Below are 20,171 nucleotides of genomic sequence, written 5' to 3' on the forward strand. Positions count from 1 at the left end.
CGGGGGCTGCGCTCTACGCACCGATGGAACTGGCGCGTTTCCTGCAGCCTTGCTGGCAATTGTCATAAAACGAACGCTGTCGATGATCGGGTGTGTCTTCCGGCGCTCATGGGTGTAGCGCACGCGTGCGGGTAGCTTCCGGCTCGCCTGTTGTGGCCGGTGCCTGGAGTCAGGCGTAGCGTTGGCCAGGTGTTGAGCAGTTCTCAAGCCAATTCTTTGGCGCATCCAGGGGCGCAGTTGCGCTCGCGGGATGGATGAGCCGAGAGGGACATGCCGGGATCGGGTTCGTACAACATTAATGATTTGAGGTTCCAGGCGATCAGCCGGATGAGGGAATGGACAGATGTGGGTTCAAACAAAAGCAAACGAGGATGCAGCCCCGATGAGTGAGCGTTTCACTCTGGTGCTATTGACCCACGAGGCCAAGGCGCTGGCACAGCGAGCGCTGCGCTACTACAGCAGCTTTGCCTGTTCCATCCTGGTTCTGGATTCCTCGGAAAAGGCGGACGAGTCTCTGGCTCGCCAATTCCCGAAGGTGGATTACCGCCACGTGCCACAGTTTTCCCGGCAGGACCAGCAGGGCAAGCTGACTTACGGTGTGGGCCTGGTCGACACGCCCTACCTGGCGATTGCCAGCGACACCGACTTTTTGATCGCCGATGGGATTAGCGCCGCGCTTGCTTTCCTTGATGCCCACCCCGATTACGCGGTCTGCCATGGCTATGGCCTGATGTATTCGGCGCGGGTCCTGGAAACCAGCTATTACCTGCGCGATCGCAAGGGGCCCGAAGACTTCGCCGCCGCGAACGGGCGTGAGCGGATCATGAGTTTCATGGGGCATTACCTGAGCCCCTTCAATGCCGTGACCCGCACCGATGTGCTGCGCCAGTGGTACAGCCAGTTGCCACCTGCGGTGAGCGCCGAGTGGCTGGATATCGGTTACGCCTTCTTCCTGTTGGCCACTGCCAAGGCGCGGATCCTGCCGGTTCCGTTCATTGTTCGTGAGGCCAATAGGGAGGCCCTGGAGCGCACCGCCCGCATTCAGGCGTTGCTGAGCAGCAAGGATGCCGGCTCGTTGGCCCAGCATCAGCAATTTGCCGAGTTTCTTGCGACCCTGCCGCACAACTGCGAAGGCCCGGATGCGCAGCAGATGAAGCAGCTGGCGCTGGACAGCTTTGCCGCCTTGGCCGAGTGCCTTGAAAGTGGCCGTTCGCTCAAGGGTGTGATGATCTTTCGCTCCATCTGGAGCGAGGTCGGCAAGGACCCGGTGCGTGCTTTCGGCTCGGAGCAGTTTGTCGAAATGCCGTTCTACAACCAGCCGATGTTCGATCTGTTGACGCAGATCGAGTTTCTTGTGCATGCGATGCCTGCGGGGCGCCTGCAGCTCAATGAGCTGGAAGGGGTGCTGCTCAAGCAGGAGGAATTGCTGCGGGTGCACTCGAATGACACGGCGCGAACCCTTCGCAGCCGGCTGTGGGAAGCCATGGCGCTGAACCTGTTCAACTTCACCGTGGTCAAGCGCCTTGCCGAGTCGATGCGCGATACCGACGAAGTGGAGGTGTTCCGCGAACTGCAGGAGTGGGCAGCCCGCCTCAAGGCGCTGCCGGCCACCGATAGCAGCGCGTTGTTTGCCAATACCCAGTCCGGGCAGTTGTTCAGCTGGCTGGAAGGCCGTGGCCCGAAACCGGGTCAGTTCAAGTCGATCGCCCATCTGCTGGGAAGGCGCGCCGGTGGGCCGCAGTTTCAGATTCTGCTGCTCGACCTCGACGCCGACATGATCAAGTTGCAAGCCACTTTCGATTCCCTGATGGCCAACCACTGCAAGGCATTCAAGCTGGTGGTGCTGACCACCGGCGATCTGCCGGCGATGACCACGGCACAGGACACTGTGCACTTCGTCAAGGTCAGCCAGGGCAACTATATCGAGCGCCTGAATCAGCTGGTGGCGCAGTCCACAGCGCACTGGGTACTCCTGATGGAGGCGGGTGACCAGCTCACCGCAAGCGGGCTGCTGCGGGCAAGCCTGGAGTTGCTGGGCGCCGAAGGCATCAGGGCCGTGGCGATGGATGAGGTGCAGCGGCAAGCCGATGGCACCTTGCGTCACGTGTTCCGTCCCGGAGTCAATCTGGACCTGCTGCAAAGCGCCCCCAATCTGATGGCGCGCCATTGGCTGCTGCACCGTGAAGTGCTGGTGCAGGCAGGTGGGTTCAATCGCGAGTTTGCTCGGGCCGTCGAGCTGGATCTGGTTCTGCGCCTGATCGAAGACGGTGGTCTGGCCGGCCTGGCTCATCTCGCCGAGCCGCTGCTGATCTGCCGGGCTGCGCCAGCCGGGGAAAATGCCGAGGAGCGCCAGGTACTGAGCCGTCACCTGGCCAATCGTGGTTATCGGGCCCAGGTCAGTTCTGCCCAGCCAGGGACCTACCAGATCGACTATCAACATGCCGAGCGGCCGCTGGTTTCGATCATTCTGCCGAGCCAGGACAACTTCGCCGAGCTGCAACGCTGTCTGGTGAGTGTGCTGCAACGTACCCGCTACCAGCGTTACGAGGTGCTGATTGCCGAGAACCACAGCCAGAACGTCGAACTCGATAGCTGGCTGGCCAGCCTGGAACGCCAGGGGGAGCGGATCCGGGTGTTGCGCAGCGGCCAGCGGGTGAGCACTTCGGCACTGCACAATGCAGCCTGCGCTGAAGCCAAGGGGGAGTACCTGCTGCTGCTTTCGGCCGATGCCGAAGTGGTCAATGCCAACTGGATCGACAGCCTGCTCAACCAGGTACAGCGTCCGGAGATCGGGATTGTCGGCGCCAGGCTGGTGAATGAGCGCGGCATGACCACCCAGGCGGGCCTGATCCTCGGCCTCAATGGCCAGCTGGGCGCAGCCTTCGCCGGAGAGGCCAAGGATGCTCCGGGCTACATGAACAGCCTCTGGGTGGAGAAGAACTACTCGGCGGTATCCGGCGTCTGCCTGATGATCGCCAAGGCGTTGTTCGAGGCCGTAGGTGGTTTGGACGAGGAGCATTTCGACCAGGCCTTCGCCGATGTCGACCTGTGCCTGAAGGTGGCCGATGCCGGTTATCTCACCGTCCTGACTCCGCAAGCGCAGGTCATGCATCCCGGCACCCTGGCGCAAGATCCACAGGCCTTGGCAGCCCTGAAAGACAAATGGGCGGCGCGCTTTGCGCAGGATACGGCCTACAACCAGAACCTGGCGTTGACTGGCAAGGGCTTTGCCCTGGGGACCGCGAGCCGGGTGGACTGGCAGCAGTTGCTTGGCAACTGATCAATGCCGCAAGGAGTTCCAGCATGCTCAATAGACTATTGATGTTTTGCTGGTACTCCTTGGCGCGGTTATCGGTGAGTCGCTGATCATCTCCACTGGCGTTGCCGAGCAGCATGGAGGTGTTTGGGTTGCACGACAGGTTGGGCGCCTGAATCGGGTGCTGCTCAAAGGCAACGTACCTATCTCGTATTGCAGGCCCCTGGGTTGGGGCAGGCTTCCAAGCACTACAACGCGCTGGAATGGGCATTCGTCGAATAGGCCCTTGACTGGCAAATTCGCCACAATAGCGTGACCTGTGAGTCATAACGTGCATCTTCACTGTATTGTATCGCCCGGGAAGATGGCGCCAGCCCTGTGTGACAGGTCCAGTGATAGCCCTTGGTTCTTCCCGATACCGCCGTGTTTCGGCGCAAGTATCTGTGTTTTTTCGGCAGCCCCTGCTCGGTCATCGCGCGGGGGTATTGAGCTGTTTATTATTGGGAAGCCGTAATGATTGGCATAAAAAGCATTGCGAGCTACGTGCCTGTAGCCGGCGTGGACAATTACGCACAAGGTGCAAAATTCGCCAAGGATGAAGAGTTCATCCTGGGCAAGATCGGTTCGGCCTTCCTGCCGCGCAAAGACGCCGGGCAAGAAACCTCCGATCTGTGTGTCGAAGCAGTCAATGCATTGTTTGCCGCTAACCCGGAACTCAAGCGCGAAGCCATCGATGTGTTGATCGTGGTTACCCAGAACGGTGACGAAGAAGGTTTGCCTCACACCGCGGCGATCGTACAGGACAAGCTGGGCCTGCCCACCACCGTCGCGGCCTTTGATATTTCCCTGGGTTGCTCCGGGTACGTCTACGGCATCTATGCCATCAAGGGGTTCATGGAAGCTGCTGGCCTGAAGAATGGCCTGCTGGTCACCGCTGACCCTTACTCGAAGATTGTCGATCCCGAAGATCGCAATACCACCATGCTGTTCGGTGACGCCGCCACGGCCACCTGGCTGGGCGAGGACGCCACCTGGCAACTGGGCAAGGCCAAGTTCGGTACCGATGGCTCGGGGGCCCCGCACCTGAAGGTCACCGATGGTGTGTTCTTCATGAACGGCCGCCAGGTGTTCAACTTCGCTCTGCTGAAAGTGCCTGCACACCTGCACGAGTTGCTGGATGAGTCGGGGCTGAAGTCTGACGATATCGATGCCTTCTGCATTCACCAGGGCAGCGCGGCGATCGTCGATGCGGTGGCCCGGCGTTTCGAAGGCAACCCCGACAAGTTCATCAAGGACATGGTGGAGACCGGCAATACCGTGTCCTCCAGCATTCCACTGCTGCTGGAAAAGCACATGTTCGATTCCAGCTGGAAGCGCGTTGCCCTCAGTGGCTTCGGCGTTGGCCTGTCCTGGGGGTCGGCCATCATCTACCGCTCCTGACTTCCCCCTTTCGCGGTATGAGGGTGTCGCCAGCCTTTGGGTGGCGGCTGCGGTGCCTCGAAGCGCTGCGTGGCTGGTTCGCAAATGTCAACAGATCTTGGCGCTCAAGGTGTAATCTTGAGCGCTATTTTTTTGTACGAGTGATAAGCGAGGCAGCATGAGCGACAGCTTTGAACACAACGCCCGGGTGATTGGCGAGCGCTGGCCTGCGCTGCTGGCACGGGTGCGGGCTGAAGAGAGTGCTTCGTTGCAGGCCGATCTTCTGGAAGGCCTGGGGGCAACGCTGAGTATTGGTGGGGTCCAGTTGACCAGTCGTCACGACCGCGGCCACGAGGCGCGGGTCCAGGCTGCCAGCCTGCCTGAGGCGCCGGTGTTGCATCTATACGGCTGTGGCCTTGGAGATTTGCAACTGGAGCTGCTCCAGCGTCCGGGGTTGGTGCGCTTGTATGTGCATATCCTCAATGGCGCGCTGTTCAAGCTGGTGCTGCAATTGCTGGAGCAGCAGGCCTGGCTGGCTGATTCGCGTGTCGAGTTGTTGTATGCCGGCGATCTGCCGGAGATTGCGCTGCCATTCTTTGCCTTGCCAGCCGAACTAGTGTTGGCCGATGACTACAACGCAAAGATCCGCGACCGGCTGATCAGCGAGATGCACCTGTCGTTCAATAATCGCCGGTTCGCCCCGGATATTGCATCCATCGCCGAGCGTCTGGCGGCAATCGAGCCTTGGGTCGGGATGGATAAAGATGTCGCGGGCCTCTTCGAGAGTCACCCCGGGAGTGAGGTCTTTGTCATCGCCACGGGGCCAAGCCTCGAACAGCATTACGCAGCATTGCGCGCTGTGGCCGGGCAGCCGCAGCGGCCTTTGCTTATCTGTGTCGATACGGCTTATCAGCCACTGCTCAACGAGGGCATTCGCGTGGATCTGGTGGTAAGCATCGATCAGCGTATCTCTACGCGGCATTTGCCGGCTCAGGGTAGCGAAGGCACCACCCTGGTATATATGCCGCTAGCGGACCCCCAGGTCCTTGAAGGCTGGCTCGGGCCACGGTATGTGGCGTACTCCTCCAGCCCGGTGTTCCAGGCATTGCGCCAGCGCATACCTCGGGCACTGCTGCATGCCGGTGGCAGCGTGATTCACCCGGCTGTGGATCTGGCGGTGAAGATGGGGGGGCGACGAATCACTTTGTTTGGTGCGGATTTCGCGTTCCCCAGGAACCGTACCCATGCCGGCTGGCATGATGGCGATTTAGGGCCTCAGCTCGGTGCCGCCCGGCACTGGGTGCTCGATGGTCATGGTCAGCGAGTCAAGACTCAGCTCAACTTCCGCGGTTACCTGTGCGAACTGGAGCGCTACATCAGCAGTCAGCCTGAAGTGGCGTTTTTTAATACCAGCCGTGATGGCGCGATGATCCTCGGTACCACCTTTCACCCGGATTTTGCTCAATGAATCAGTTAGAGCCTGTGTTTTCCCGAGCCAGAGAAGTCGCCGATCTGTTTCGTCTGGGACGTGATGTCGAGGCGGTGGGTGTCATGGTTGAGCTGTTCGATCCCATCCAGTCGTTGGTGGATGGAGCTGCGCTGCCTGTCCAGCAGGATTGGGCGCAATTGCTGACTCTGATGCTGGCGTGCCAGGAAGGGCAGAACTGGTTGGGGTTGGCCGACTATCTGGAATACGAGCTGCTGGACTGGTTGCAGGCCGAGTTTGGTGGATGAGCGGTGCGGCAGGCTGGGCGAGGGTTTTTGGTGGGTATTTTCTGGCGTCAGTTTTTCGTTCGGTGTCGGCTTAACCCCTTGTTTTCCAAGGGATGGCCGGGTGATGGCAAATATTTTTGAAAAAGCCCTAAAGCAACTTGCATTACCGACGATAACTATTACGAAGGTTCTCTAGGCCATTACCCGGCGGTTGCCAGGGCCGGAAGCCGCAGTACCCAACCAACGAGGAATTCGTCATGGCTTTAACAGTAAACACTAACGTCACGTCGTTGAACGTTCAGAAAAACCTGAACCGCGCTTCCGACGCTCTGTCGACTTCGATGACTCGCCTGTCTTCCGGCCTGAAGATCAACAGCGCAAAAGACGACGCCGCCGGCCTGCAGATCGCTACCCGCATGACTTCGCAGATCCGTGGTCAGACCATGGCGATCAAAAACGCCAACGACGGTATCTCCATCGCCCAGACCGCTGAAGGCGCGATGCAAGAATCCACCAACATCCTGCAGCGTATGCGTGAACTGGCTGTTCAGTCGCGAAACGACTCCAACGGTACCCAAGACCGCGTTGCTCTGAACAAAGAATTTGCTCAGATGTCGGACGAGCTGACTCGTATCGCCAAGTCGACCAACCTGAACGGCAAGAACCTGATCGACGGTTCCGCTGGCACCATGACCTTCCAGGTTGGTTCCAACACCGGTTCCACCAACCAGATCACCATCACCCTGGACAGCGGCTTCGACGCTGCCACCCTGGGCGTTGACTCCGGCACCATCAACATCACCGGTAACGACAGCACCACTGCCGAGACCAACACCAAGGCCGCGATGGACGCCATCGACAAGGCTCTGGCTACCATCAACTCCAGCCGTGCGGACCTCGGTGCTGCCCAGAACCGTCTGACCAGCACCATCTCCAACCTGCAGAACATCAACGAAAACGCCAGTGCTGCACTGGGTCGCGTACAAGATACCGACTTCGCTGCTGAAACTGCCCAGCTGACCAAGCAGCAGACTCTGCAACAAGCTTCGACCGCAGTTCTGGCCCAGGCCAACCAACTGCCATCCGCTGTACTGAAACTGCTTCAGTAATAGCCGGCTAAGCTTTGGCGGGGGAGTGCGCTGGTCGTGCTCTCTCGCTTTTTTACTTTAAGAGGTGATGGACATGGATATGAGCGTGAAGCTGAACTTGTCTTATCCAGCGGCCAAGCCGGTGACGCCTGTCGCTGACAAGCCCGTGGAGAAGCCTCGAGAGGTCGTTCCTGCAGTTGCCAAAACCGCAGCTCAGGACAGTAAGAAAGAAGCTCGGACCGAGCAGGAAAAGTTGAAAATGGCTGTTCAGGAAATTGAAAAATTCGTCCAGTCGGTCAAGCGCAATCTAGAATTCTCGATCGACGAGCCTTCCGGAAAGGTCGTGGTCAAAGTCATTGCCAGTGATTCGGGTGAAGTGGTTCGCCAGATCCCCAATGAAGAAGTGCTGAAACTGGCCAATAGCTTGAATGATGCGAGTAGTCTGTTGTTCAGTGCCAAGGCCTGACAGCTGGCATGAAAATTGTTGCTGGTTACGTTTGAGCGCTGTTGTGGTCAAAAGACTGGCGGCACACTGAAGGGAGAGACACATGGCAAGTCCAATTCTACCGGGTACCGGCTTGGGTTCCGGCCTCGACACCGGTGCTATCGTCAAGGCGTTGGTAGCTGCTGACAAGGCGGCCAAGCAAGGTCAGATCGATCGCGCGACCACCACCAATAGCGCCAGCATTTCTGGTATCGGGACATTGCAGTCATTGTTGTCGACCTTCCAGAGCACGTTGTCGGTTGCTGGGCTGGGAAGCTCTGTGAATCCCGCCTTTGCCGGTTTCGCTGCGACCTCCAGCGACAGCAAGACCGTAGACGCCACCGCAGACAACTATGCGGTTGCCGGCAAATACTCGGTTACCGTCAAAAATCTTGCAACTTCGTCAAAAGTGGCCAGTGCGGCTTTTAGCGGAGGAAATACCAGTGCCATTCCGAGTGGTACGTTAAACATCACTCAAAATGGCATTAACTACCCGTTGACCGTCGGCGCCAATGCGACGCTGCAATCGGTGCGTGACTCGATCAACGCTGATTCGAAGATGAACATGGCCGGGCTCAGCGCGAACATCGTGACCGACTCGTTCGGTTCGCGACTGGTGATCGGCTCCGAAAAGACCGGTGCAGGCACCGATATTTCTGTCAGCGGTATTTCCGGTTTGGAGATCGATGGCACTCAGCCGATGTCGAGTGATACCAATCCGGCTTCCGCCGCCTCATCCGGCAATATCGGTGGGCTGGCCAAGGACGCGGTTTTCAGCGTCGACGGCATGCAACTGACCAGCAAGACCAATACAGTCACGCAGGCCATTTCCGGTCTTAAGCTCAATCTGGTTGCGCCAACCACCACGCCGATCACCGTGACAGTTGCCACAAACACTGAGGGTCTTAAGACCTCGATCCAGAAGTTTGTCGACGCCTATAACGCCGTGGCCAACGGCATTACTACGCTGACCAAGCCTTCCCTGGATGACAGTGGCAACCCGACCATCCCGGCACAGCTCACTGGTGACTCGCTGCCTCGTTCGATTCTGGCGGCTATTCGTGCACCACTGTCCGAAACGGGCGCCGGCGACAAGTTGACAGTGCTGGCGCAGTTGGGGATCACCACCAACCAGAAGACCGGTGCACTGGATTTCGACGACAAGAAATTCACGGCTGCCATGACAGACAAGAAGCTCGGTGGTGAAGTGCAGAAGCTGTTTACCGGTGATGGTACCAACCCGGGTCTGCTGGAACGCATGACTAACGCGATCAAGCCGTTTACCCAGGGTGTAGGTAGCATGACCGAGGGGATCCTGACCACTCGTACCAAGACCCTGGATATCACCAAGAAAAAGCTCAGCGATCAACAGGATGCCCTGGATCGCCGGGTAGCTACCCTGACAGCGGTGCTGACCAAGAAGTACAACGACATGGACACCCTGGTGGGCAAGCTGAAGGCCACCGCCAGTAACATCACGTCGATGTTTGAAGCCTTGACCGCACAGCAAAAAGGCTGATATTCACTCAGCGCCAAAAGCCCGGCAGCGTTTTTCAGCGCTCCGGGCTTTTGTATTTGGCCTAAAGTTTTTTGACGTTGCGTCGATATATTGCTTATACGAACCCTTGAGTTTTGAAGAGGTATTACATGAATCCGATGTTAGCCCTTCGGCAGTACCAGAAGATCGGTGCGCAGGCGCAGACCTCCGAAGCCAGTCCCCACCGTCTGGTGCAGATGCTGATGGAAGGCGGCCTGGATCGTATCGCTCAGGCCAAGGGGGCGATCGAGCGCAAGGATATCGCCAACAAAGGCATATTCATCAGCAAGGCCATCGGCATCATTGGTGGTCTGCGTGAAGGCCTGGACCTGGAAAACTCCCTGGATACCCTGGGGGATCTGGACAGTCTGTATACCTACATGATGAAGCGCCTGGCTGAAGCCAATATCAAGACCGATCCGAAGATTCTCGATGAGGTCGCCGATCTGCTGCGTACGGTCAAGGATGGCTGGGATGCCATTGCCGCACCGGGTCCGCAGTTTTAAGGAGGAACACCATGAGTGCTGTCCTGCAACGCATTGAAGAAACCCGTGAGGCGCTGGTCGGTGCCCTGGCCGAACGCAACTGGCAAGCCATTGGCGAGCTGGACCTGGCGTGCCGTTCATGCATGGAGGACGTGCTCAGCGAGGCTGAGGTCGACGAGGCGGCACTGCGCGACAATCTGGAGGAGTTGTTGGGGGTCTACCGGCAACTGCTTGAGGTGGCAACAGGGGAGCGCCAGGCGATAGTCGACGAGATGTCGCAGATCCAGCAAGCACAGAACGCGGCAAAGGTTTACCATTTGTTCGGTTGATGTTGAGTTAATCCCGAACACTGCGCGCCATAAATTTGACTGTGCACGCTTTTTTGACTTAACTAGTGGCTGTTTTCAGATTTCAGGCGTCTATAAGGCAGAAAATGCCTACAAGCGCGTCTAGCTTGCCCCTTATCTGGGCATTGAGTTGACTAGGGAAGTTGCTATTGCATGTGGCGTGAAACCAAAATTCTGCTGATCGATGACGATAGCGTGCGCCGCCGCGACCTGGCGGTGATTTTAAATTTTCTTGGCGAAGAAAATTTACCCTGCGGTAGCCATGACTGGCAGCAGGCTGTCGGCTCTTTGTCGTCAAGTCGCGAAGTAATTTGCGTCCTCATCGGGACCGTAAATGCTCCTGGTGCACTTCTGGGCCTGTTAAAGACACTCTCAACCTGGGATGAGTTCCTTCCGGTGCTGTTGATGGGCGAAAATTCTTCCATTGATCTGCCTGAAGACCAGCGTCGTCGTGTGCTTTCCACCCTGGAAATGCCTCCCAGCTACAGTAAATTGCTGGACTCCCTGCACCGGGCCCAGGTCTATCGTGAAATGTACGATCAGGCCCGTGAGCGCGGTCGTCACCGTGAACCCAATCTTTTCCGCAGCCTGGTAGGCACCAGTCGCGCCATCCAGCATGTGCGGCAGATGATGCAGCAGGTGGCGGATACCGACGCCAGTGTGCTGATCCTTGGCGAGTCGGGAACAGGCAAGGAAGTGGTAGCGCGCAACCTGCACTATCACTCCAAGCGGCGCGACGCGCCTTTCGTGCCGGTCAATTGCGGCGCCATTCCGGCAGAGCTGCTGGAAAGTGAGCTGTTTGGCCATGAAAAGGGCGCGTTCACCGGTGCTATCACCAGTCGTGCCGGACGTTTCGAGCTGGCTAATGGCGGCACCCTGTTCCTCGACGAAATCGGCGATATGCCACTGCCGATGCAGGTCAAGTTGTTGCGGGTGCTGCAGGAGCGCACGTTCGAGCGCGTGGGCAGCAACAAGACCCAGGGTGTTGATGTGCGAATCATCGCTGCCACCCATAAGAACCTGGAAAGCATGATCGAGGTAGGCAGCTTCCGTGAGGATCTGTACTACCGCCTCAACGTGTTCCCCATTGAAATGGCGCCGCTGCGTGAGCGAGTGGAAGACATTCCGCTGCTGATGAATGAGCTGATTTCGCGAATGGAGCACGAGAAGCGCGGTTCTATCCGCTTCAACTCTGCCGCCATCATGTCGCTGTGCCGGCATGGCTGGCCGGGTAACGTTCGTGAGCTGGCCAACCTGGTGGAACGCATGGCGATCATGCATCCCTATGGTGTGATTGGCGTCGTTGAGTTGCCGAAGAAGTTCCGCTATGTGGATGACGAAGACGAGCAGTTGGTGGACAGCCTGCGCAGCGATCTGGAAGAGCGCGTAGCGATCAACGGTCACGCGCCAGACTTCGCCGCCACGGCCATGCTGCCGCCGGAAGGCCTGGACCTGAAGGACTACCTCGGCAGCCTGGAGCAAGGGCTGATCCAGCAGGCGCTGGACGACGCCAATGGCATCGTGGCGCGGGCTGCAGAGCGTTTGCGCATCCGTCGCACCACCCTGGTGGAGAAGATGCGCAAGTACGGTATGAGCCGTCGTGAGGGTGATGAACAGGCGGATGATTGACGCCGGTTTTTCAAGTCTTTGAAAACTGGGTGGTTTTTTTTAGGCACGGGTATTGCTAAGTCTCTTGCAACGTTCCGTTTAACTGACGGTCAGCCACGCGAGAGTGCACGATGCCCCAAGCCGCCCAGATGTCTCCTGCCCCTGATGCACAGGGGCAATCGTCGTCCGTAGAGCAGGCAAGCCGGCTAGGTCTTGAGCAGGCCTTCGCCTTGTTCAACCAGATGTCGAGCCAACTTACTGACTCCTACAGCATGCTTGAGGCCCGGGTGACCGAGCTCAAGGGCGAGTTGGCGGTGGTCAGCGCCCAGCGCATGCAGGAGCTGGCGGAAAAGGAGCGTCTGGCCAATCGTCTGCAGAACCTGCTGGACCTGTTGCCGGGCGGGGTCATCGTGATTGATGGTCATGGCATCGTCACCGAGGCCAACCCGGCAGCCTGCGAGCTGCTGGGGCTGCCGCTGGAAGGGCAGTTGTGGCGCAACATCATCGCCCGCAGCTTTGCCCCTCGCGAAGACGATGGCCATGAAATTTCCCTGCGCGACGGTCGCCGCCTGTCGATTGCCACGCGCTCGCTGGATGCCGAGCCCGGGCAGTTGGTGCTGCTCAATGACTTGACTGAAACCCGTCATCTGCAAGACCAGTTGGCCCGTCATGAGCGTCTGTCCTCCCTGGGCAAGATGGTTGCCTCCCTGGCTCACCAGATCCGCACGCCGCTGTCGGCGGCCCTGCTGTACGCCAGCCATCTCACGGAGCAGGAACTGCCGGTCGCTACCCATCAGCGCTTTGCCGGGCGGCTCAAGGAGCGTTTGCACGAGCTGGAACATCAAGTGCGCGACATGCTGGTGTTCGCCCGTGGCGAATTGCCCCTGACCGATCGCCTGACGCCCAAGTCGCTGTTGCAGTCGTTGCAGGCCGCGGCCCTGACCCATGTGCAGGACGTTGCCGTGCGCTGGCAGTGCGATAGCCACCACGGTGAGTTGCTGTGCAATCGCGACACTCTGGTGGGCGCCTTGCTCAATCTGATCGAGAACGCGGTGCAGGCCAGTGCCGGCGCGGCGCGACTCAAGGTGCACCTGTACAGCCGCGGCGACACCTTGCGGCTGTGCATCAGTGACAGTGGCAGTGGTATCGACGCCGCGGTCCTGGAGCGCCTGGGAGAGCCGTTCTTCACCACCAAGGCCAATGGAACCGGGCTGGGCCTGACGGTGGTCAAGGCGGTAGCCCGTGCTCATCAGGGAGAATTGTCGCTGCGCTCGCGTCCTGGGCGCGGTACTTGTGCGCTGGTGACACTGCCTCTGTTCTCCAGCGTGCATGGAGTGGAGTGAAGGTAATGGCAATCAAGGTTCTACTGGTTGAAGACGACCGCGCATTGCGCGAGGCCCTGGCGGATACCCTGCTGCTGGCCGGTCATGACTACAAGGCTGTCGGCAGTGCTGAGGAAGCATTGGAAGCGGTGGCCTTCGAGCCCTTCAGCCTGGTGGTCAGCGACGTCAACATGCCGGGCATGGATGGTCATCAATTGCTTGGCCTGCTGCGAGCCCGCCAGCCACAACTGCCGGTGTTGCTGATGACTGCCCATGGCGCCGTCGAGCGTGCCGTGGACGCCATGCGCCAGGGGGCGGCCGATTATCTGGTCAAGCCTTTCGAGCCGCGGGCCCTGCTGGACCTGGTGGCGCGCCATGCCTTGGGCAGCCTGGGTGTTGGCGAGGATGAGGGGCCTGTGGCCTTCGAACCAGCCAGCGCTCAGTTGCTGGAGCTGGCGGCACGGGTGGCCCGCAGTGACTCCACGGTGCTGATTTCCGGTGAATCCGGCACTGGCAAGGAGGTGCTGGCGCGCTATATCCATCAGCATTCCCATCGAGTCAATCAGCCGTTTATCGCCATCAACTGCGCGGCCATCCCGGACAACATGCTCGAAGCCACTTTGTTCGGGCACGAAAAGGGCTCTTTCACAGGGGCCATCGCTGCCCAGCCCGGCAAGTTCGAGCAGGCCGATGGCGGCACCATCCTGCTGGACGAGATTTCCGAAATGCCTCTGGGCTTGCAGGCCAAGCTGCTGCGGGTCTTGCAGGAGCGCGAAGTGGAGCGGGTGGGTGCGCGCAAGCCGATCACCCTGGATATCCGCGTGGTCGCCACCACCAACCGCGATCTGGCGGGGGAGGTGGCGGCCGGCCGTTTCCGCGAGGACTTGTATTACCGTTTGTCGGTATTTCCTCTGGCCTGGAAGCCGTTGCGCGAGCGTACCGCCGATATCCTGCCGCTGGCCGAGCGCCTGCTGGCCAAGCACGTCAATAAAATGAAGCACGCGGCGGCCAGGCTATCGGCCAAGGCCCAGGAGTGCCTGCTGGCCTATCCATGGCCAGGCAACGTTAGAGAACTGGACAACGCATTGCAGCGCGCATTGATCCTGCAGCAGGGGGGCTTGATCCAGCCGGAAGATTTCTGTCTTGCCGGCCCTGTGGCTTGTGCTCCGCTGCCGGCGCTGGCGCCCGTGGTGCAGATGGCAGCGCGTGGCACGGCTGCCGAGGTGGAGGTGCCGGCTCAAGAATCCGGCGGCCTGGGCGATGACCTGCGGCGCCGGGAGTTTCAGATGATCATCGATACCCTGCGCTCCGAGCGCGGGCGACGCAAGGAGGCCGCGGAACGCCTGGGTATCAGCCCGCGGACCTTGCGCTACAAGTTGGCGCAGATGCGCGATGCTGGAATGGACGTCGAGGCCTATCTGTTCGCGACCTGATCTGTGAGAGGCAAGCCCGGGATGGGCTTTTGTCGATAAGGGCCATGGAGCTGGCACCCTTGTTGCTAACACCTCACTAACCGCTGAGTGAGCGTCAAAAAATTGCGGGTCGTCAGAGAGAGTAGACCATGAGCCAAGGTGTTGAATTTAATCGGTTGATGCTGGATATGCGTGCCATGCAGATGGACGCAATGTCGCAGCCTAAATCCGCCGCGGTGGCAGAAGTCAGCGGCAGCAGCTTTGCTGACATGCTTGGCCAGGCCGTGAACAAGGTCAATGACACTCAGCAGGCGTCCAATCAGCTGTCCAGTGCCTTTGAAATTGGCAAGAGCGGTGTCGATCTGACGGACGTGATGATTTCCTCGCAAAAGGCCAGCGTGTCTTTTCAAGCCTTGACCCAGGTTCGCAACAAGCTGGTTCAAGCGTATCAAGACATCATGCAGATGCCGGTTTAAGGACGAGATTGAGTCATGGCAGAAGCAGTCGCCGATAACGTACCGGCCAAGGCCGCCCCGATCGACGGTAAACCGCCGCTGTTCGGTTTGTCCTTCCTGGAAAACCTGTCCCAGATGACCATGCTGCGTCAGGTCGGCCTGTTGGTGGGCCTGGCCGCCAGCGTGGCGATTGGTTTTGCCGTGGTGCTGTGGTCCCAGCAACCCGATTACCGGCCGCTGTACGGCAGCCTGGCGGGTATGGACGCCAAGCAGGTCATGGATACCCTGGCCTCTGCCGACATTCCTTACACCGTAGAGCCCAATTCCGGCGCCTTGCTGGTCAAGGCCGATGACCTGTCCCGAGCCCGCCTGAAGCTGGCCGCGGCTGGCGTAGCGCCGGGTGACGGCAACGTCGGTTTCGAGATCCTCGATAAAGAGCAGGGCCTGGGTACCAGTCAGTTCATGGAAGCGACCCGTTACCGTCGCGGCCTGGAAGGCGAGCTGGCTCGCACCATCTCCAGCCTGAACAACGTCAAGGGCGCCCGGGTGCACCTGGCGATTCCCAAAAGCTCGGTGTTCGTGCGTGATGAACGCAAGCCCAGCGCCTCGGTCCTGGTAGAACTCTACTCCGGCCGTTCCCTGGAGCCCGGCCAGGTCATGGCCATCGTCAACCTGGTGGCGACCAGTGTTCCCGAGCTGAACAAGTCCCAGGTCACCGTGGTCGATCAGAAGGGCAACCTGTTGTCCGACCAGGCGGAAAACTCCGCACTGACCATGGCTGGCAAGCAGTTCGACTACAGCCGCCGCCTGGAAGGCATGCTGACCCAGCGGGTGCACAACATCCTGCAACCGGTGCTGGGCAACGATCGCTACAAGGCTGAAGTCTCGGCGGACGTCGATTTCAGTGCCGTGGAATCCACCTCCGAACAGTTCAACCCCGACCAGCCGGCCCTGCGCAGCGAGCAGTCGGTGAATGAGCAGCGCTCCAGCAGCAACGGCCCGCAAGGCGTGCCGGGTGCTCTGAGCAACCAGCCGCCAGCGCCGGCCTCTGCGCCACAAACCACCGGTGGCGCCACTGCCGCCGCCGGCATGGTGCAACCGGGCCAGCCACTGCTGGACGCCAACGGCCAACAGATCATGGACCCGGCCACCGGCCAGCCGATGCTGGCGCCGTACCCGTCGGACAAGCGTCAACAATCCACCAAGAACTTCGAGCTCGATCGCTCCATCAGCCATACTAAGCAGCAGCAGGGTCGCCTGAATCGTCTGTCGGTAGCGGTAGTGGTGGATGACCAGGTCAAGGTCAACCCGGCCAATGGCGAAACCAGCCGAGCGCCGTGGAGCGCCGACGAATTGGCGCGTTTCACCCGTCTGGTGCAGGACGCCGTGGGTTTCGATGCCAGCCGTGGCGACAGTGTCAGCGTGATCAACGTGCCGTTCTCCGCCGAACGCGGGGAAGTGATCGCCGATATTCCGTTCTACTCGCAGCCCTGGTTCTGGGACATCGTCAAGCAAGTGCTCGGCGTGCTGTTCATCCTGGTGCTGGTGTTCGGCGTGTTGCGTCCGGTGCTCAACAACATTACTGGCGGCGGCAAGAACAAAGAACTGGCAGGCCTGGGCAGTGACGTCGAACTGGGCGGCATGGGCGGCCTGGACGGTGAGTTGGGCAACGACCGCGTGAGCCTCGGCGGCCCGCAGAGCATTCTGCTGCCGAGCCCGAGCGAGGGTTATGACGCTCAGTTGAACGCAATCAAGAGTCTGGTGGCTGAAGACCCGGGTCGAGTGGCTCAGGTCGTGAAAGAGTGGATTAACGCAGATGAGTGATAACCGAGCCGCTACCGCCAAACTGACCCGGGTCGACAAAGCCGCGATCCTGCTGCTGTCCCTGGGTTCTACCGATGCTGCGCAAGTGTTGCGCCACATGGGCCCCAAAGAGGTCCAGCGGGTGGGCGTGGCCATGGCGCAGATGGGTAACGTGCACCGTGAGCAGGTCGAACAGGTGATGAGCGAGTTCGTCGACATTGTCGGCGACCAGACCAGCCTCGGCGTCGGTTCCGATGACTACGTGCGCAAGATGCTCACCCAGGCCCTGGGCGAAGACAAGGCCAACGGCCTGATCGACCGTATTCTGCTGGGTGGCAACACCAGCGGCCTGGACAGCCTGAAGTGGATGGAGCCGCGGGCCGTTGCCGACGTGATCCGCTACGAGCACCCGCAGATCCAGGCCATCGTGGTGGCCTACCTCGATCCTGACCAGGCCGGCGAAGTGCTCGGCAACTTCGACCACAAGGCGCGCCTGGACATCATCTTGCGGGTTTCCTCGCTCAACACCGTGCAACCCGCGGCGCTCAAGGAACTCAACCAGATTCTCGAGAAGCAGTTCTCCGGCAACTCCAACGCATCGCGGACCACCCTGGGTGGTATCAAGCGTGCAGCCGACATCATGAACTTCCTCGACAGCTCGATCGAAGGCCAGCTGATGGATTCGATCCGCGAAGTGGACGAAGACCTGTCGGGCCAGATCGAAGACCTGATGTTCGTCTTCAACAACCTCGCCGATGTCGACGATCGCGGCATCCAGGCGCTGCTGCGCGAAGTCTCTTCCGACGTGCTGGTGCTGGCTCTCAAGGGCTCGGACGAAGGGGTCAAGGAAAAGATCTTCAAGAACATGTCCAAGCGTGCGGCGGAACTGCTGCGCGACGACCTGGAAGCCAAGGGCCCGGTTCGCGTCAGCGATGTGGAAACCGCGCAGAAGGAAATCCTCACCATTGCCCGCCGTATGGCCGAAGCCGGAGAAATCGTTCTCGGCGGGAAGGGCGGCGAAGAAATGATCTAAGGTCGCTTTATGTCGTCCAGCAGTGATGAGTCCCAAAGCGAGCTGATTCGCGCCCGGGACGTCGAGGGTTTTGACGTCTGGGCGCTGCCCAGTTTCGATCCCGAGCCGCCCGAGCCTGAGCCCGAGCCGGAAGAGGTGCAGGAGGAGATCGAGGAAGTGCCGCTGGAGGAAGTCCAGCCGCTGACCCTTGAAGAGCTCGAGAGCATCCGCCAGGAAGCCTATAACGAAGGGTTCGCCACCGGCGAGAAAGAGGGCTTTCACAGCACCACCCTCAAAGTGCGCCAGGAAGCCGAAGTGGCACTGAGCGCCAAGTTGCAGGCGCTCGAGCAACTGATGGCCAACCTGTTCGAGCCCATTGCCGAGCAGGACACCCAGATTGAAAAGACCCTGGTGGAGCTGGTGCGGCATATCACCCGCCAGGTGATCCAGCGCGAGCTGGCGATGGACTCCACGCAGATCGAACATGTCATGCGCGAAGCGCTCAAGCTGCTGCCCCTGGGCGTCGGTAATGTGCGCCTGTACGTCAATCCGCAGGATTTCGAGCAGGTCAAAAGCCTGCGCGAGCGCCATGAGGAAAGCTGGCGCATCGTCGAGGACGAAGCGCTGCTGCCCGGCGGTTGCCGGGTCGAGACCGAGTACAGCCGTATCGACGCCAGCATGGAAACCCGGATCGCCCAGGCCATGGACCAGCTGTCCGACCAGTTGCACGAACAATCGCTGCATCCGGCAGCGGCGGACCTTGGCCTGGACCTGGGGCCGTTGACGCCGTCGGCGCCGCAGAGCGACATCGCCGACCCCGCTATGGACCCTGACGCCGCCGCGCACGAGCCAGCGGACCCTAGCAATGCGCCTTGAACGCACCAGCTTCGGCAAGCGCCTGGGGGGCTATGCCCAGGCCATCAGCCTGCCGGGCCAGCCAATCCTTGAGGGCCGCCTGCTGCGCATGGTCGGCCTGACACTGGAAGCCGAAGGCTTGCGCGCGGCCATGGGCACCCGGTGCATGGTGATCAACGATGACAGCTACCACCCGGTCAAGGTCGAAGCCGAGGTCATGGGGTTCTCCGGGAGCAAGGTATTCCTGATGCCGGTGGGCAGCGTGGCCGGGATTGCTCCGGGCGCGCGCGTGGTGCCCCTGGCCGACACCGGCCGTTTGCCCATGGGCATGAGCATGCTCGGGCGTGTGCTGGACGGCGCCGGCAGGGCGCTGGACGGCAAGGGCGCGATGCGTGCCGAAGACTGGGTGCCGATGGACGGCCCCACCATCAACCCGCTCAAGCGCGACCCCATCAGCCAGCCGCTGGATGTGGGTATTCGCAGCATCAACGGTTTATTGACGGTAGGTCGCGGTCAGCGTCTCGGCCTGTTCGCCGGTACCGGCGTGGGCAAGAGTGTGCTGCTGGGCATGATGACCCGGTTCACCGAGGCCGACATCATTGTGGTCGGGCTGATCGGCGAGCGGGGACGTGAGGTCAAGGAGTTCATCGAGCACATCCTGGGTGAGGAAGGCCTCAAGCGTTCGGTGGTGGTGGCCTCGCCAGCGGATGATGCTCCGCTGATGCGTCTGCGGGCGGCGATGTACTGCACGCGGATCGCCGAATATTTTCGCGACAAGGGCAAGAACGTCCTGTTGCTGATGGATTCCCTGACACGTTTCGCCCAGGCCCAGCGGGAAATCGCCCTGGCCATCGGCGAGCCGCCGGCCACCAAGGGTTATCCGCCTTCGGTGTTCGCCAAGCTGCCCAAACTGGTGGAGCGTGCCGGCAATGCCGAGGCCGGCGGCGGTTCGATCACCGCCTTCTACACGGTCTTGTCCGAAGGCGACGACCAGCAGGACCCGATCGCCGACTCGGCGCGGGGCGTGCTCGACGGGCATATCGTGCTGTCCAGGCGCCTGGCGGAAGAGGGGCACTACCCGGCCATCGACATCGAGGCTTCCATCAGTCGGGTCATGCCGGCGGTGATCAGCCCTGACAACATGGCGCGGGCGCAGTACTTCAAACAGCTGTGGTCGCGTTACCAGCAGGCCCGGGACCTGATCAGCGTCGGTGCCTATGTGGCCGGCGGCGACCGGGATACCGATACGGCCATTTCCCTGCATCCGGCCATGGTTGCGTACCTGCGCCAGGGGCTCAATGACAACATCAGCCTGGGCCATAGCCAGACCCACCTGGAAATGCTTTTCGCTCCGGCAGCGGGCGGGTAACCGGCC

General features: G+C 60.3%; 17 protein-coding genes. All 17 read left to right on the top strand.

What is annotated here, in order from left to right; translation table 11 throughout:
- Nucleotides 1-343 precede the first annotated feature (343 nt).
- The 17 genes from AC1RMG_RS11565 (at nt 344) to fliI (ending at nt 20,165) form a co-directional block, all read left to right on the top strand.
- A complete protein-coding gene (locus tag AC1RMG_RS11565) occupies nt 344-3,280 on the top strand; it encodes a TIGR00180 family glycosyltransferase (protein WP_410036340.1) in 2,937 nt (978 codons plus the stop codon).
- 489 nt (nt 3,281-3,769) lie between these two features.
- Nucleotides 3,770-4,696 carry a ketoacyl-ACP synthase III gene (locus AC1RMG_RS11570; RefSeq protein ID WP_011059962.1) on the top strand — a complete coding sequence of 309 codons (927 nt, stop codon included), beginning with the start codon at nt 3,770-3,772 and terminating at the stop codon, nt 4,694-4,696.
- Nucleotides 4,697-4,853: 157 nt separating this feature from the next.
- On the top strand, nt 4,854-6,143 hold the full coding sequence (locus AC1RMG_RS11575; RefSeq protein ID WP_125062201.1) for a motility associated factor glycosyltransferase family protein: 1,290 nt from the start codon (nt 4,854-4,856) through the stop codon (nt 6,141-6,143).
- Nucleotides 6,140-6,409 carry a hypothetical protein gene (locus AC1RMG_RS11580; protein WP_125062200.1) on the top strand — a complete coding sequence of 90 codons (270 nt, stop codon included), beginning with the start codon at nt 6,140-6,142 and terminating at the stop codon, nt 6,407-6,409. The genes AC1RMG_RS11575 and AC1RMG_RS11580 overlap by 4 nt, the downstream gene beginning before the upstream one ends.
- A 236-nt stretch (nt 6,410-6,645) precedes the next feature.
- Nucleotides 6,646-7,497: a flagellin domain-containing protein gene (locus AC1RMG_RS11585; protein ID WP_011059965.1), complete on the top strand. Its 852-nt coding sequence runs from the start codon at nt 6,646-6,648 to the stop codon at nt 7,495-7,497.
- A gap of 73 nt (nt 7,498-7,570) precedes the next feature.
- Entirely contained in the window at nt 7,571-7,942 is a 372-nt protein-coding gene (locus AC1RMG_RS11590; RefSeq protein WP_015634628.1) for a flagellar protein FlaG, read from the top strand.
- Nucleotides 7,943-8,024: 82 nt separating this feature from the next.
- A complete protein-coding gene (fliD, locus tag AC1RMG_RS11595; RefSeq protein ID WP_401155417.1) occupies nt 8,025-9,479 on the top strand; it encodes a flagellar filament capping protein FliD in 1,455 nt (484 codons plus the stop codon).
- Nucleotides 9,480-9,607: 128 nt separating this feature from the next.
- Nucleotides 9,608-10,003 (top strand): flagellar export chaperone FliS, encoded by a 396-nt coding sequence (gene fliS / locus AC1RMG_RS11600; protein ID WP_011059968.1) that lies wholly within the window; start codon nt 9,608-9,610, stop codon nt 10,001-10,003.
- An 11-nt stretch (nt 10,004-10,014) separates the two neighbouring features.
- Entirely contained in the window at nt 10,015-10,311 is a 297-nt protein-coding gene (gene fliT / locus AC1RMG_RS11605) for a flagellar protein FliT (protein WP_011059969.1), read from the top strand.
- 171 nt (nt 10,312-10,482) lie between these two features.
- Nucleotides 10,483-11,958 carry a sigma-54 dependent transcriptional regulator gene (locus AC1RMG_RS11610; RefSeq protein WP_011059970.1) on the top strand — a complete coding sequence of 492 codons (1,476 nt, stop codon included), beginning with the start codon at nt 10,483-10,485 and terminating at the stop codon, nt 11,956-11,958.
- A gap of 128 nt (nt 11,959-12,086) precedes the next feature.
- Nucleotides 12,087-13,280 carry a sensor histidine kinase gene (locus tag AC1RMG_RS11615; RefSeq protein WP_161467054.1) on the top strand — a complete coding sequence of 398 codons (1,194 nt, stop codon included), beginning with the start codon at nt 12,087-12,089 and terminating at the stop codon, nt 13,278-13,280.
- A 5-nt stretch (nt 13,281-13,285) separates the two neighbouring features.
- Nucleotides 13,286-14,692, top strand: a complete 1,407-nt coding sequence (locus AC1RMG_RS11620; RefSeq protein ID WP_019095439.1) for a sigma-54-dependent transcriptional regulator — start codon at nt 13,286-13,288, stop codon at nt 14,690-14,692.
- 128 nt (nt 14,693-14,820) lie between these two features.
- Nucleotides 14,821-15,147 carry a flagellar hook-basal body complex protein FliE gene (fliE, locus tag AC1RMG_RS11625; RefSeq protein WP_011059973.1) on the top strand — a complete coding sequence of 109 codons (327 nt, stop codon included), beginning with the start codon at nt 14,821-14,823 and terminating at the stop codon, nt 15,145-15,147.
- 15 nt (nt 15,148-15,162) lie between these two features.
- Nucleotides 15,163-16,950 carry a flagellar basal-body MS-ring/collar protein FliF gene (fliF, locus tag AC1RMG_RS11630; RefSeq protein ID WP_011059974.1) on the top strand — a complete coding sequence of 596 codons (1,788 nt, stop codon included), beginning with the start codon at nt 15,163-15,165 and terminating at the stop codon, nt 16,948-16,950.
- Complete coding sequence (gene fliG, locus AC1RMG_RS11635) at nt 16,943-17,962, top strand: flagellar motor switch protein FliG (RefSeq protein ID WP_011059975.1); 1,020 nt, start codon at nt 16,943-16,945, stop codon at nt 17,960-17,962. Before fliF ends, fliG begins: the two co-directional genes overlap by 8 nt.
- A gap of 9 nt (nt 17,963-17,971) precedes the next feature.
- Nucleotides 17,972-18,817 (top strand): flagellar assembly protein FliH, encoded by an 846-nt coding sequence (gene fliH, locus AC1RMG_RS11640; RefSeq protein WP_065363379.1) that lies wholly within the window; start codon nt 17,972-17,974, stop codon nt 18,815-18,817.
- Nucleotides 18,807-20,165 (top strand): flagellar protein export ATPase FliI, encoded by a 1,359-nt coding sequence (fliI, locus tag AC1RMG_RS11645; RefSeq protein WP_015634633.1) that lies wholly within the window; start codon nt 18,807-18,809, stop codon nt 20,163-20,165. Before fliH ends, fliI begins: the two co-directional genes overlap by 11 nt.
- Nucleotides 20,166-20,171: the final 6 nt, after the last annotated feature.

The sequence above is a fragment of the Pseudomonas sp. GW822-FHT04H02 genome (assembly GCF_058800645.1).